Below are 14,631 nucleotides of genomic sequence, written 5' to 3'. Positions count from 1 at the left end.
GCTTGAGTCGGGTGAATATGCTGCTCGGTCGGAGAACCATTGGAGACTCGATAAAGCTAGTGTATGCTAATTCGAACTGTCAAACTGTTGGCCAAAAGGACGAAAAATGGATGCACTAGAGTTACTATTGAATCGCCGCTCCGTTGCGAAATTAGGCGCACCGGCGCCAGAAGGAAAAGTATTGGAAAATATTATCCGGGCGGGGCTTCGGGCACCGGATCATGGCGGGTTAATGCCTTGGCGTTTTGTAATTGCCCAAGAGCACGGATTAAAGAAATTGTCGGATATTTTGGTGCAAGCGGTGATTGCTGACAATGGTGATGAAGCACAGCTTGAAAAAGTTAAAAATGCGCCTTTTCGAGCCCCGATGGTGATTACTGTGATCGCCAAAGTTACACCGCATGAGAAAGTTCCGGCATTGGAGCAGCACTTATCGGCCGGATGTGCCGTTCAGGCGATGCAAATGGCAGCGCAGGCTCAGGGATTTCAGGGGGTGTGGCGTTCCGGCAAATGGATGTTCCATCCATTAGTCCATCAGGCTTTTGGTCTTGAAGGTGATGATGAGATCGTCGGCTTTCTCTACTTAGGTACACCACTGCTTGAACCGATGAAAGTGCCTGAACGAAATTTGTCGCGCTTTGTTGAATACTTATAAGATAAGTGCAGTCGTCAATGTATAGAGTCTTGACAACATGTATTGACGATCGTGAATCTGAATCATCCTGATGATTTTGCGTCGGGGTGATTCATCGGTTTCTTGAACCGACCAGATGACGTTGTTAATCCATATGGTATGACATGATGAAATCAATAAAGAGTCTGACTTTCTCAGGCAGATGATCTTTGTGATTGTAAAGCATGTAGATATCTCGGGAGTTGGCACTCCAGTCTTCCAGAATCTGAACCAATTCACCGATTTCCAGATATTCTTTGATCATGACGTCCGGCATGAGCGTAATGCCTAATCCCTCAGAACAGGCCATGCGGATGACATCCAGCGTATTGGCCTGAAACCGTCCTCGTTCATTGTTGGTAACGTGTTCACCCTTAGTATTCGTAAGTTGCCATTTTAGCAGCGGATTCCCTTTAAGCAGTGAATGATGAGTGAGTTCTTCTGCGTGATGGGGTGCCGGGTGTTTCGCCAGATAGATCGGACTGGCGACAAGAATATCTTTAACTTCATTAATTTTTCGGGCAATAAGCGAAGAATCGCGTTGAGGCCCGACCCGAAAAATCACATCCCACTCAGTGGGATCGAGCTGGTCAGCATGGTTACTGGTTGTGAGCTCAAGATTGATCTCCGGATAGTTTTGCATGAAAGCCGTGAACATCGGCATCATCATTCGTTTCGTCAGGTTTGAGGGGGCCGATATTCTTATCTTGCCTGACGCGCCCCGACACTCGTCACTGATTTCTTCAGCGGCCATCGATAAGCGTTGTAAAAGAGGAGAACACTCTTTGAAGAAACGCTCACCCGCTTCAGTCAGCGATAATTTGCGGGCATGGCGGTTGAGTAATCTTAAATTCAGCGAATCTTCAAGTGCTTGAATACGTCGGGTGATGGTCGCCACCGGTATCAGGGTTCTCCGTGATGTCGCTGTGTAACTGCCATTCTCGACTACCAAGCGGAAGAGATTTAAATCGTCTAATTTCATAGTTTCCTGACATAACGGTTAATTAACGGGTTTCACCTATATACACGGAACTGAATTGTCAAAGTTTGAGGCATATCAACATGTTTATCGAAAACTCATTTTCCAAACATAGTGTATATCCGTAAAAATGGCAGTGGAATATCGAATTTGAAGTTTATTTTTGCGTTTAAAAATAATATTTGTTGTGGAGTAAGACTATTTGAACCGGTGTTTTAATGTATAGTATAGGATGCAAAACGAAAGTGAAACGTTTGTACTAATGGCCCGAAGAGACTACCTTTAGTAAAAGCTATTATAATTCTCAATAATAAATTCGTGACTGAGGTGTTTTACCCAGCGAAGCTTTTGAACTCACTTTCTCCACATTTTGCGTTTGTGAGGCAGTTAGTATGTTTAAACCCGAATTTCCTGACTCAGAGAAATTTTCTGGGCAAGCACCGTTAAGTAATAAAACGATCCTCATTGTTGATGACGATCCGGTTTTTCGGCGGATTACCAGCGGCTATCTCCTGTCTCAGGGATGTACCGTTGATGAAGCTGAAGACGGTTTGGCGGGGTTAAAACAATTGAGGGTGCAACGTCCTGATCTGGTGATCTGTGACATTTCAATGCCAGTTTTGAGTGGCTTAGAATTTGTTGAAGAAGTGAGTCTGGCTTATCCCTGTTTACCGATGATTGTCATCTCAGCGACTGATGAGATGTCAGATGTTGCACGCGCGTTGAAACACGGCATTAAAGATTTCCTTTCTAAACCGATCAGTGATTATTCTCATTTAGGACAAGCGATTGCCAATACCTTGAGTGATACACAGAGTCATGTCTCGGATCAACGTGACTTTTCCAGCCAGTGGTTTCAAGTCGAAGACGGTGGGGATATTCCTGAAGAACAGGAATTATATTGGCATCTGGAATATTTACAGCAGAATTTGAGTGCCGCCCGGGAGCTGCTTAATGCGCTGTTGCCGGAAAATGACACCAGTCAGGGCGTATGGCGATGTAGTTATCGCTTGCTTCAGTCTGCTGAAACCATGCCTCTCGTATTTGATTATGCTTGGCTCATGAACGGTCAATATGCTTTCTATATTGTGGAATCAGGTTCCCAGTCGTGTGATGGCATCGCGACAACCCTATTGATCCGTGCTCTGTTCCATGATTACCTGCGCAGCCTGAAATCAATGGGTGCTGATTTGAAAGATCTGGCCGATATATTAGAGAAAGGTATTAACTGTACTGAATGTGCCTGTTCAATTTCAGCTATGATCGGTATTGCAGATCTCAGCGATGGGACGTTGTCGATTTTGCCTGCGGGCATGGATTGCTTCTGGAGTAACGGTCAAAACAGTCAGCATATCGCTGGTGGTGTTTCTCTGGGCGACAACTGCCGGAAAAATTTCATCACACAAGATTTACCATTGCTGGAAAGTACCGAGATCTCCGTCAGTCGTCTCGGGATTAGTTCATTTTCACTGAATATCAGCCAAAAAACCGAATCATAAAACGACGTTACTTTTGTTGCTCATCATTGCATTATGCACTTTTCGTACGGTTCCGGTTGAAGACCCTGTTGCGAAGTCCGAAGAAAATCACTAGCATGAGCAGGAAGTGTGCCCACCCTTCGAGTGGGCGTTTGTTTTTTAGGCACCACCCATTTTGAGGTGGTATGCTTGTTTTTTTACTGAGACCGCGCGAACTTCAATCAACAAGCCAGTTTGAGGCGGGTATCCAGACAAATAGACATAGATGATGACTACAGACACAATTTCACTGATTAAATCCAGCATTAAGAGTATCCCAGATTATCCGAAACTAGGCATTCTGTTTCGTGATGTCACTAGTCTGATGGAAGATGCGCAAGCATATCGGGCCACAATCCAATTGCTGGTCGAACGATATAAAGATATGGGATTTACCAAAGTCGTCGGAACGGAAGCGCGAGGATTTCTCTTTGGTGCACCGCTCGCGATTGAGCTGGGAATCGGATTTGTGCCCGTTCGTAAACCGGGAAAACTCCCGAGAAAGACACTTGCTGAGTCTTATGAACTGGAATACGGTATCGATACGCTAGAAATTCACGTCGATGCGATTCAAGACAATGATCAGGTTTTGATCATTGATGACTTGCTGGCGACCGGTGGTACGATTGAAGCGACGACCAAGCTGATTCGACAATTAGGCGGAAAAGCCGAACATGCCGGTTTCGTGATTAATTTGCCGGAGTTAGGCGGCGACAAGCGTTTGGAAGCTTTGGGCTTAGAGATTTTCAGTATTTGTGATTTCGAAGGCCACTGAGGTTGACGATCATTCATGATCAGCACAGATTTGAATGATGAACAGAAAGTGTAAACGGAATAATCGATGAGTTATCTAGCATTAGCAAGAAAGTGGCGACCAAGGCAGTTTTCTGAAGTTGTCGGACAGGCACATGTACTGACAGCTTTGGAAAATGCATTGGCACAGAATCGACTGCACCACGCCTACCTTTTCAGTGGTACGAGAGGGGTAGGGAAAACCACAATTGGACGGTTGTTTGCTAAGGGGCTGAACTGTGAAACCGGCATTACTGCCCATCCTTGCGGGCAGTGTGCTGCTTGTCAGGAAATCGAACAGGGCCGGTTTGTCGATTTACTTGAAATTGATGCAGCATCGCGCACGAAAGTCGAAGATACCCGCGAATTGCTGGATAATGTGCAGTATAAGCCTGCCCGGGGGCGGTTTAAGGTCTATCTGATCGATGAAGTCCATATGCTGTCCCGTCACAGTTTCAATGCACTGCTCAAAACGCTGGAAGAACCACCAGAATATGTCAAATTTTTACTGGCAACGACGGATCCTCAGAAATTACCGGTGACCATTCTGTCCCGTTGTTTGCAGTTTCACTTAAAACCGATTGGCATCGATCACATTGAGCAGCAGCTCGCGTTCATTCTCAATGAGGAACAAGTCACTGCTGAGGCTCGCGCTTTGGCCATGATCGCTCATGCAGCCGATGGCAGTATGCGAGATGCGTTGAGTCTGACGGATCAGGCCATTGCACTCGGAGATGGGTCGATTCAGGCCAACCTTGTGTCCCACATGTTAGGAACCATTGATACCGATCAAGCGCTTCATCTCTTGCTGGCATTAAGTCACAAGCAGCCGCAAACCGTGATGGCCTACGTCGAACAGATTGCAGCGAATGGCATCGCGTGGGATGCATTGTTGCAATCACTTGCCACTCAAATCCATCGGATCGCGATGTATCAAATGCTGCCTTCGACGTTGGATAAATTGCAGCCGGATGCAGAAAAAGTGAAGCAACTGGCGCAAGACCTGAGTGCTGAAGATGTCCAACTGTTTTATCAGATTGCGCTGAAAGGGCGGGAAGATTTACCGCTCTCCCCGACACCGCGTATTGGTCTGGAGATGGTATTACTGCGTATGCTGGCTTTTCGTCCGGTTGCCGTGTCACCTGTCCATGGTATCAGTACCGAGGTTAGTTCTGATGTTGCAACGCAAAAATCGGCACCAATGGTGAATGGTCCGACTGCATCAGCGATAGCGCCTGCTACATCAATGCCGTCTCAGATTCAGCCGGAATATCAACGCGAAACGTCTGAGATAGCTCATACAGCGCTACAGCCTACGACCAAAACCAATTATGTTTCTCAGCCTGCCGCTGAAACCGAGTCACCGGCTCCGGCTGATAGTGAAGCGTCAGCCGCACCGACAGTGCATGACAACCCATCCTCACCACGCGTTGGCCTGAGACATCAGCTTCGTTCTCAACGTCAGTCTGTCCAGTCGTCAGGGTCATCGACCAAAGGTACATCGACAAAAAAGTCTGAAACGGCATCAACAAAATCAGATTCGGTTTTTGATCGGCTGATGCAAAAGCGGAATGATGATCTTCTGATGCCGTCGGCCGTTGATTCTCAATTGGATGCAGAGGCCGCAGTGGATGCAGATGAGCCTTATCAATGGCGTCCCACAATAGAAGTTCCGGACACACCCGTCGATAAGTCCATCACACCGACAGCACTGAAACAGGCATTGACGCATGAAAAAACTCCGGAAATGGCGGCCAGACTGACCGATGAAGTCATTCAAGAAGATGAGTGGGCCGCGCTCATACCGCAGTTGAATTTGCCGAAACTTATCGAGCAGTTAGCGCTGAATGCATCCTATCAACTGGAAGGTAATACGGTTCACTTATCGTTACGTGCCCATCAGGCGCATTTGAATACCGATAAAGCGCAAGCTATTTTGAAAGAAGCATTTGAACATGTGCTGGGAATGGCTTGTGCATTAGAGATTCGAGTGGCGGATGACGGAGTGACACCGTTGGAACGTCGGGAGCTGCATTATCAAGCAAAACTGGAACAGGCGTTCGTGAGTTTGAACGATGACCCCAATGTTCAATTTATCCAGCAACGTTTTCAGGCACAGTTAGATCAAGAGAGTGTCCGTCCGGTTTAATTCGCTTAATGTTTATCCGGTGTCGACGTTAAAAATGAGCGTCAGAATCGGGTGTAAAACGTAGGCCTAAGAAGGGGGTTGAATTCCCGGCAGGGAACCCCCACAGTATGTGTAATATATCAATGACAGAGAGATAAACATGTTTGGTAAAGGCGGAATGGGCAACCTGATGAAGCAAGCCCAGCAAATGCAAGAGCGTATGCAGAAGCTTCAAGAAGAAATTGCAAATATGGAAGTCACTGGTGAAGCTGGTGCCGGTCTGGTGAAAGTGACTATGACCGGTAGTCATAGCGTTCGCCGTGTCGAAATCGATGAAAGTCTGATGGAAGACGATAAAGAAATGGTTGAAGATTTGGTTGCTGCTGCCTTTAATGATGCTGCCCGTCGTATTGAAGAAACCCAAAAAGAGAAAATGTCATCTGTGACGGGTGGAATGCAACTTCCTCCCGGTATGAAGATGCCATTTTAATGGTTCAGTAAATTTATGCGTACCAGTCAAATGCTGGAACATCTGATGGAAGCTTTGCGTTGTCTGCCAGGGGTCGGCCCTAAATCAGCACAACGCATGGCTTTTCATTTGTTACAACGTGATCGTCAGGGGGGGCTCCGTCTGGCGGATGCGCTGATTCAGGCAATGACAGAAATTGGTCATTGTCAGACGTGCCGAACTTTTACCGAAGAGGATGTTTGTCATATTTGCAAAAATCCCAAACGGCAGGAAAATGGCCAGCTCTGTGTGGTGGAAAGCCCAGCGGATATTGCCGCTGTTGAAGCGACAGGACAGTTCTCGGGCCGTTACTTTGTTCTGATGGGCCATTTATCACCACTGGATGGCATTGGTCCTGCAGATATCGGTCTGGATCTGCTCGATTTTCGCTTACAACAGGGTGATATTACCGAAGTGATTCTGGCGACCAATCCGACCGTCGAAGGAGAAGCAACGGCACACTATATTGCCGATTTGTGTCAGGCTCATCAGGTTTCAGCGAGTCGTATCGCGCATGGTGTACCGGTCGGTGGTGAGCTGGAACTGGTTGACGGGACGACGCTGTCTCACTCGATCATGGGACGCCAGCGCCTCTCCTGATTTTATCTCATGTTTTAAGTCATGCGAGACATTCGTCATATCGAATCTCTCGCATGTTGTATTCGGATGATGCAGAGATAAATACAATCTTATCCTTATCGCGTGATTCAGCGTGACTGCTGCGATGGCGAAAACGTGGTGTTTTCCAGCTCACTGATAATCGTCAGTGCCTCTTGATTGCTGGTACCACAGATTGCCTCATCGCTTTTGAAATCGCTACACACCTGAGGACGATCATCGGACCCGAACAGTTTACAGAGATTATTTTCATCTAATTGGACACAGCGAACACCGGCTGGTTTGCCGTCCGGCATGCCCGGAATCGGGGAAGAAATACTCGGTGCGATACAGCAGGCGCCACAGCCTAAGCGACATTCCATAAATCCTCTAGAGTCATCATGATTCAAAACAGCGGATCATAGCAGACTGAATCCCAATTGGCATACGTTTATGCTTGAACTCTTTGTTGAGGGCAGGTATAACCCGTATCCGGATCCATAACCACAAAAGTACAAATATGACTATTCCATTCTGGCAAACCAAATCATTAGATGAGATGAGCGAAAGCGAGTGGGAATCGCTGTGTGACGGCTGTGGCAAATGTTGCTTACATAAGCTGATGGATGAAGATACCGAAGAAGTTTACTACACCAATGTGGCCTGTAGTTGGCTGAACAGTAATACGTGTGCCTGCAAAGATTACCCTAACCGTTTTCAGTCCGGTGAGGAATGTCTGAAATTGACCCGGGAAAATATTGACGAGTTTCACTGGTTACCGGAAACCTGCGCTTATCGCTTGTTAGCTCAGCATCAACCGCTGCCCGAATGGCACCCGTTAATTACGGGCTCTAAATCAGCTATGCACGCTGCCGGAGAGAGTGTCCGCAACAAAGTGGTTTATGAGATTGATGTGGTTGACTGGGAAGAGCACATCCAAAACTTACCTGATAGACTAAAATTTCACAAATAACTTTAAAAGATGAGAATTGTGTCTATGATAAACTCAGTGTGAGGTGAGTATGGATAGTATTCATAAGGAAAATAGAACCTGAAGGCTGCCCAATTTTGTGTGAATACGACTATGTGTGGAAGACCATAACCACATGAGGTGCTGTAATTTATTTATACAACCCATCGTACAGTATTATACAACTCAACTTTAAATTTTATTTTTCCTATTTTGATAAGCCATGAATAAATTCAATCACTTGATTTTTTGTTCTTTAGTTAGCGTTGAAATTGCGGTAGTTGATTCATAATCCTCAAACTTTTCTGATTAATGCCAGCATATTTACGAGCCCGTTTAAGCCGTAACAGGTATTGGGTTGCCTTACGCGGATGATTTTTTATGTTAAATTTTTCAAAGGCTTAGATTGTCTAAGTTGTACTTATTTTTGTATGCTTAGCAATCTAAGTCTTTGGTGTTTTAGCGTTATAACAAGTGAAACATTCTCAAAAAAATAAAAGTATATATTTATAGGTTGTTTCTAACTAGCATCGCCATCTCTTATCAGTAATTCTATTTCATGTATATTATCTCAATAATCTATTTGGTCTCATTCTTTACTTAATAACCCGTATTTATGATTTTTTAACGAACGTTATAAACTTCGAAAATAATTGCTGTATTTCATACTGGATATATAGCAATATCGGAATCAAAAATAATGTAATAACGGTCGCGAACATGATGCCGTAACCCAGAGAGGCCGCTGCAGGTTTTAAGAACTGCGCCTGCATCGAAGTTTCACTCAGCAATGGAACCAGCCCAGCGAAGGTTGTAAATGAAGTAAGTAGAATTGCCCGTAAACGACTGTTACATGCTTCAACAATAGAATCCGTCACAGTCTTGCCCTCTTCCCTTAAGCTATTAAAACGGCTGACAAGTAAAAGACTGTCATTCACTACTACACCACTCAGCGCCAAAATACCAAACATCGATAATATACTGAGAGTCAAACCATTCAGCCAATGACCAAGGATTGCACCAACGATACCAAATGGAATCGCCATCATGATGATAATAGGTTGAATATAAGAACTCAAAGGTACCGCCAATAAGGTATAAATCGCAATCAACGCAGCCATAAACATCAGCTCCATAGACTGCATTGTTTCTGCCTGTTGCTCGGCTTCACCTGCGAAATCAGCATGTAAATGAGGGTACTGAGCCTGAAGCGCAGGTAACACCTGTTGCTTCACTTGGGTGACCACCTGATTGGGTGACAACTGTTTTTTGTCCACAACCGCACTGACATACACAGCGCGCAGATTGTTAATACGGGTAATATCCGATGCCTGATACTCTGATTTAACACGAGCAACGGTACTTAGAGGAACCACGGTATTATCGTTGGTACGAATATTAGCGTTAAGAATATCCGAAAGAGTTTGGCGCTTTTGTTTCGGATAGCGAACACTTACAGTCACTTCATCCTGACTACGTTGAAATTTCTGTACTTCTCCACCGCCGAACGAATGTAATACCTGATCGGCTAATAACGCGGTAGTCATGCCAAGAGCCCGTCCTTGCTCTGTTAGTTCAAAACGATATTGGGGAACACCCATACTGAGATTATCATCGATACCACTGATACCGGGTAAGGTCTGCAGGTACGCTTTGACAGCATGGCCCGTCGTCGTGACTGCATCCGCATCTGCCGCCTTGAGTTCAATCTTAAAGTTATCAACCATATCCATATTAGCCAGCACTTTAAGTTTTTTCACACCTTCCAGCTCACCAATTTTCTCACGCCACATTTTAGTGAATTGATTAGTGTCATAGCGGGTATCATCAGTAAACGCCACCGTAACTTTACCGGAAGAGTCTTCTGAAGCCAGAACCTGCAAGCTGGAAATACTACTTTCTGTTGTTTTCTGTCCCAATTGTGAACGTAAAGTTTTATCCGTTTGATACGCAGCCTGTTCAATTGCCAGCAAATCCGTCCGAGTTTGCCCAAAACTGGCATCTTCGAGCATAGTGATTTCTGTCGTTGCAATATCGCGAGGAATATCCGGGAAAAATGCTGTTTTAACCACTCCGCTCATAGGAAGTGTTGCCGTTAACATCAACATACATAAAAAGAGGATCACAACGGCATAACGAAACCGCAGGCATACTTTAACTGCAGGAGTGTAAACCTGATAGTTAAAACGCTGTAACATAGTATCGGCACCATGCTGAATCCGGCTCCAGTAACCTTTTCCCACTTCCCGGTGCGTATTCAGATGTGCTAGATGTGAAGGCAGAATCAATTTCGATTCAATCATGGAAAGAACCAAACAAATGGTCACTACCGTAGCAAACTGAGCGAAAATTTGCCCCAAACCACCGGTTACATTGGATAGAGACATAAATGCCGCCACAGTAGTTAATACGCCAAATACGGTTGGAACGGCAACTTTCATTGTCCCCTTAATCGTATTCTCCAACGTATCACCATACTTACGCCTCGTGTCATAAATACTTTCGCCGATCACAACCGCATCATCTACCACAATCCCCAGAGCCATGATAAAGCCAAAGGTGGTCATCTCGTTTATGGTCAAATTGGCAAATGAGCCCGTCATAAAGAATATGGTACCAAAAAATACGAATGGCAAACCTGCAGCAACCCAGAACGCGACACGAATATTAAGAAATAAAGCTAGCACCAAAAACACTAGCGCAATACCTGATATTGCGTTTTTTTCCAAAAGCCGTAAACGGTCTTTAATCATCAAACTCTGATCATACCAGGTTTCGATATAGACCCCTTCAGGCAGTAGATTGCGCTCCTTCCAAGTTTCGGCCACACGATTAGCCTGTTCAGCAATTTTAGTCACATCACCATATTCATCCATCAGGATTTCAATGGACATACCTTTCTTTTGATTATATCGGGATAATGTGTAGGTATCTTCGTCAAATGCGTCTTGTACTGTCGCAATATCACCCAAAAGGATAGTAGCCCCTGAAGCGGTCGCCAATACAGGAATACGAGAAAAATTGGCCACATCATAAACCTGATCTGCAACTTTCAGGCGCACCGTTTTATCACTATTACGCAGACTGGTAGTGAGAGGTGTGGAAGACTCAGCATTAATTGCATCTTCAATATCGGATAAACTCAAACCATATGCTTGCAACGTCGCATCATCAATTTCAATTGATACAACCGGATCCGCGGTTGCTTCAATGCTTAAATCTCGAATTGCCGGCTGTTGTAACAAATCGGTTTTCAACTGTTGGGCCAGAGATTGCATAGTCTTCCGATCTGCATTGCCATATAATTGCACCCAGATGGCATGATCCTGCATACGATCTTTTTCAATTACCGGCTTTTCCGCATCACTTGGAAAGTTGTTAATCGCATCTACTTTTGTTTTTACATCAGAAAGTAGTGTTTCAAGGTCGTAATCGCTGGTCTTTTCAATCGTAACTTCAACTCCGCTAGCATTGGATGTAGAAGTGATACGTTTGATACCCGGTACGCTTTCCAAAGCATCTTCGATTTTTATCGCGATGCCTTCTTCCGCCTGCTTCGGATCACCGCTGTCATAAGTCACGGAAACCGTTACTCGATCCGGCTCCATACTCGGAAATGCTTCTTTACGCAGATAGCTTAGCGACATCACTCCCATGATGATAATTGACAATAACAACAGATTGGCTGCGACAGTGTTTCGGGCAAACCAGGCAATGATTCCCTTTGAGGTAGATACTTCACTCATTATTTCGTTTCCTCAATCACCTGAACTCTGGTGCCGACCTTGTAACTGCTAAGCGGACGTTTCACGATTTTTGTTACGTTATCTGTAAAAGGTTTTACATAGACAACATCGCCTTGCTGAAACTGTTCTTCTACCTTAGTTTTTGCCAGTTCCCCCTGTTCGTCTACATACCAGAGCTCCCCTTGCTGAGAAATTGCTGACTGTGGAAGTCTCCAACTGTTTTTCAGAGGAGCACCCTGAATTGAAGCGGTAACAAATGTGCCTGGATATAATGGATGAACCAAATTCAATGGTTGTGAAACCGCAACAATTAAAGAGCGTTGACGAGAGCTGGAATCAAGATGTTGTTCAACCCGTGTAACATAACCGTCCCAGCTTGCCTGATGGTTACTCAATTTTACTGGCCATTTTTTGGGATTTTTGGCTAATTCAACATTATCCCATTGTGGCAGATTAAGCCATTGTGCCTGAGATAACGGAATAGCAATTTCTACCATGTCGGTACTATATAAAGTCGCAACCTCAGAGCCTTCCTGAAGATAACTGCCCGGTTGCACATTACGACTAACCACTAATGCATTAAAAGGAGCTTTAATAATCGTATTGTTCAAATCGTGCTGAGCTTTTATCAGAGCCTGTTCAGCATTCTGTAACTCTGTTTTTGCCTGAACTAATTGAGGCTCACGCAAAACAAGTGGTGAGTCGGGTTTGCCAGTCATACCAGAATGTTCCCACTCCATACGTGCCTGTTCACCCTGACGCTCTTCTTCCAATAGATCTAATTGTGCACTGGCCTGATCAGATCTTGCTTCGCTTACAGACTGCAGATATTTTGTCTGATCGAGTCTGGCAAGAACTTCTCCTTTTTTAACCAGTTTCCCGCTTTCCAGCCCGTCACCTAATGATAGAATCCGACCGGAAACTTCTGCCGTCAAACTCAGCTCATAGCGTGATTTGACTTCACCATATCCTTCGATATGAGTGGCATACTGACCTGCCGTAGCTTCAATGACAGAAACCGCTAACACTTGGCCAGAATTAACGGTATCTGCTGCTGGGGCTGCGATTGTTTCAGCAACTTTGGGTGTCTCCGGTTGAGGTAAATGCGCGGTGGTATAGGTAAACACGCCAGCAAACACAACACATGACAGCAGAGTGACCGCAATGGTGGTTTTATTTAACTTCATTTGTGACTCCTAAGCCAAGTGCCAGTCCGAGATCAATACGATTACTTAGACGATCATAGGTAATTTGAACAAGTTGAATTTCGGTATCATAAGTTTGCTGTTGTACCGTCAATAATTCGAGCATATCCACTAAACCTTTACGGTATTTATTCTGATAATTAGTTTCGCTGCGACGCGCACTATCAAGCGCAGATCTCAGATGGATTTGCTGACGTTCCAGTGCTTGCTCCTGACTGAGTGCATCTTCCACTTCATTTACTGCATTCAGTAGCGTTTCCTGATAAGCCCAAAAGGTTTTTTCCGTTGTCAAAGCTTCAATCTCAGCTTCTGCTTTAAGTTTTCCTCCCTTAAACAAAGGTGCGGACAACTGACCAAGAATGTTCCATAGCGGACTGGTCAGCAGACTGTCACTCAAATTACTTGCACTATCGCTTAAAGTGGCACTCAAACTCAGACTTGGCAGCATCGCTTTATAAGCAACCTGAGTATTGTATTGCTGAGCCTCAATATCAGCATACGCAGCAATTAAATCGGGACGGTGGGCTAAATCTTGTTGCGGCATATCAGCCAACGGCAGGACGACTTCCGGAAATGTCGCTGGGATGTCAGGTAAATTATTTTTACCTAACTGCCCAAGTAAAACCTTAAGGTCACGACGTGTGGAAGCCAGTGTTTCCTGGTACTCAGCTATCGTGGCCTGAGTTGATTCACTGCTTGTATGGGCACTATCAAGATCTTCCAATTCCCCCAAACCTTTGCGATAACGTTCAGTAATAAAAATTTCATTATTTTGCTGAGTAGCAAGTCTCCTCTGCTCAATAGCAACCAACTGCTGGTAGAGATTAATTTTCAGCCACTGCCGCATCATATCTGCCGCTAACGTATCTTTCGCCGCCTGGTAATCAGCAAGACTGCTGCGCAAACTAGCACTTGCCGCTGCTTTGTTGTCTGCAATTTTCTGCCATACATCCAGCTCCCAGCTGATACTCAGTTCCGTACTGTACTGAGTATCAGAGCCTTCATCCTTACTGCCGCTCAAATCAAGCTCTGCGCTAGGCAATTGATCTGCTCCCGCCTCGCGTTTCTGGGCATAGGCAATTTTTAGTGCCAAGGCAGTCTGCTGCAAACTTGGACTTTCAGCCAGGGCTTGTCCTATCAGTTTGTCCAGTTCTGGTATGGTAATCAGGTCAGTTATTTTAGTCGTCTGAACTGCCTGTGGCGCATTATTCACTGACCAGGTGTTAAGCTGTTCGAGCGATTGTGATACGCGCTCCTGATAATCTTCCTGAGTATGCGTGGCACACCCCAGCAGTCCAGCAATTAACAAACTAATAGCAGATGTATGTAACGAGCCTCTTAGTTCCATAACTCTTTACTCCGGTTTGCGGTGTTATGAGTAAGGTTACCTTGATTCAATATGGGACAGTCAGATCGAGAAATCCACTTAGCATAACTTTTTGAAAAAATATGAATTGAAACGTTTTTTAAAATCATTTAATCGCCCTTTCATGAATGAAAGGACAGTATCATAATT

General features: G+C 45.0%; 12 protein-coding genes. 7 read left to right on the top strand and 5 right to left on the bottom strand.

Features of this window, described 5'->3' with window-relative positions:
- The first annotated feature begins 106 nt into the window (after window positions 1-106).
- Complete coding sequence (locus AC55NX_RS02575; protein WP_496994324.1) at window positions 107-655, top strand: NAD(P)H nitroreductase; 549 nt, start codon at window positions 107-109, stop codon at window positions 653-655.
- 124 nt (window positions 656-779) lie between these two features.
- On the opposite strand, the gene AC55NX_RS02570 is transcribed toward AC55NX_RS02575, so the two are convergent.
- On the bottom strand, window positions 780-1,655 hold the full coding sequence (locus tag AC55NX_RS02570; protein ID WP_496994323.1) for a LysR family transcriptional regulator: 876 nt from the start codon (window positions 1,653-1,655) through the stop codon (window positions 780-782).
- 389 nt (window positions 1,656-2,044) lie between these two features.
- Here AC55NX_RS02570 and AC55NX_RS02565 point away from each other — a divergent pair, with 389 nt between their 5' ends.
- The 5 genes from AC55NX_RS02565 to recR all read left to right on the top strand — a co-directional run bounded on the left by AC55NX_RS02565 (window position 2,045) and on the right by recR (window position 7,197).
- The gene (locus AC55NX_RS02565; RefSeq protein WP_496994322.1) at window positions 2,045-3,151 is read left to right on the top strand and encodes a response regulator; all 1,107 of its coding nucleotides are present in this window, start codon (window positions 2,045-2,047) and stop codon (window positions 3,149-3,151) included.
- 247 nt (window positions 3,152-3,398) lie between these two features.
- Complete coding sequence (gene apt / locus AC55NX_RS02560; protein WP_496994452.1) at window positions 3,399-3,944, top strand: adenine phosphoribosyltransferase; 546 nt, start codon at window positions 3,399-3,401, stop codon at window positions 3,942-3,944.
- A 66-nt stretch (window positions 3,945-4,010) separates the two neighbouring features.
- Entirely contained in the window at window positions 4,011-6,110 is a 2,100-nt protein-coding gene (dnaX, locus tag AC55NX_RS02555; protein WP_496994321.1) for a DNA polymerase III subunit gamma/tau, read from the top strand.
- Between the two features lie 139 nt (window positions 6,111-6,249).
- Window positions 6,250-6,579, top strand: a complete 330-nt coding sequence (locus AC55NX_RS02550; protein ID WP_059120342.1) for a YbaB/EbfC family nucleoid-associated protein — start codon at window positions 6,250-6,252, stop codon at window positions 6,577-6,579.
- Between the two features lie 15 nt (window positions 6,580-6,594).
- Window positions 6,595-7,197 carry a recombination mediator RecR gene (recR, locus tag AC55NX_RS02545; protein WP_496994320.1) on the top strand — a complete coding sequence of 201 codons (603 nt, stop codon included), beginning with the start codon at window positions 6,595-6,597 and terminating at the stop codon, window positions 7,195-7,197.
- Between the two features lie 107 nt (window positions 7,198-7,304).
- Here recR and AC55NX_RS02540 read toward each other — a convergent pair whose 3' ends face one another.
- On the bottom strand, window positions 7,305-7,577 hold the full coding sequence (locus AC55NX_RS02540) for a YkgJ family cysteine cluster protein (RefSeq protein ID WP_059120344.1): 273 nt from the start codon (window positions 7,575-7,577) through the stop codon (window positions 7,305-7,307).
- Window positions 7,578-7,714: 137 nt separating this feature from the next.
- Here AC55NX_RS02540 and AC55NX_RS02535 point away from each other — a divergent pair, with 137 nt between their 5' ends.
- A complete protein-coding gene (locus AC55NX_RS02535) occupies window positions 7,715-8,167 on the top strand; it encodes a YcgN family cysteine cluster protein (protein WP_496994319.1) in 453 nt (150 codons plus the stop codon).
- A gap of 611 nt (window positions 8,168-8,778) precedes the next feature.
- On the opposite strand, the gene AC55NX_RS02530 is transcribed toward AC55NX_RS02535, so the two are convergent.
- From AC55NX_RS02530 to AC55NX_RS02520, 3 genes are read right to left on the bottom strand one after another with little or no spacing between them, the layout of a single operon-like run.
- Window positions 8,779-11,910, bottom strand: coding sequence for an efflux RND transporter permease subunit (locus AC55NX_RS02530; RefSeq protein ID WP_496994318.1), 3,132 nt, complete (start codon window positions 11,908-11,910; stop codon window positions 8,779-8,781).
- Window positions 11,910-13,097, bottom strand: a complete 1,188-nt coding sequence (locus AC55NX_RS02525) for an efflux RND transporter periplasmic adaptor subunit (RefSeq protein ID WP_496994317.1) — start codon at window positions 13,095-13,097, stop codon at window positions 11,910-11,912. Before AC55NX_RS02525 ends, AC55NX_RS02530 begins: the two co-directional genes overlap by 1 nt.
- The gene (locus AC55NX_RS02520) at window positions 13,084-14,463 is read right to left on the bottom strand and encodes a TolC family protein (protein ID WP_496994316.1); all 1,380 of its coding nucleotides are present in this window, start codon (window positions 14,461-14,463) and stop codon (window positions 13,084-13,086) included. Before AC55NX_RS02520 ends, AC55NX_RS02525 begins: the two co-directional genes overlap by 14 nt.
- Window positions 14,464-14,631 lie beyond the last annotated feature (168 nt).

This window comes from Vibrio rubrogenes, assembly GCF_059641415.1.
Note: the sequence above shows the minus strand (reverse complement) of the source record. Positions and strands in the feature narration are given on the sequence as shown.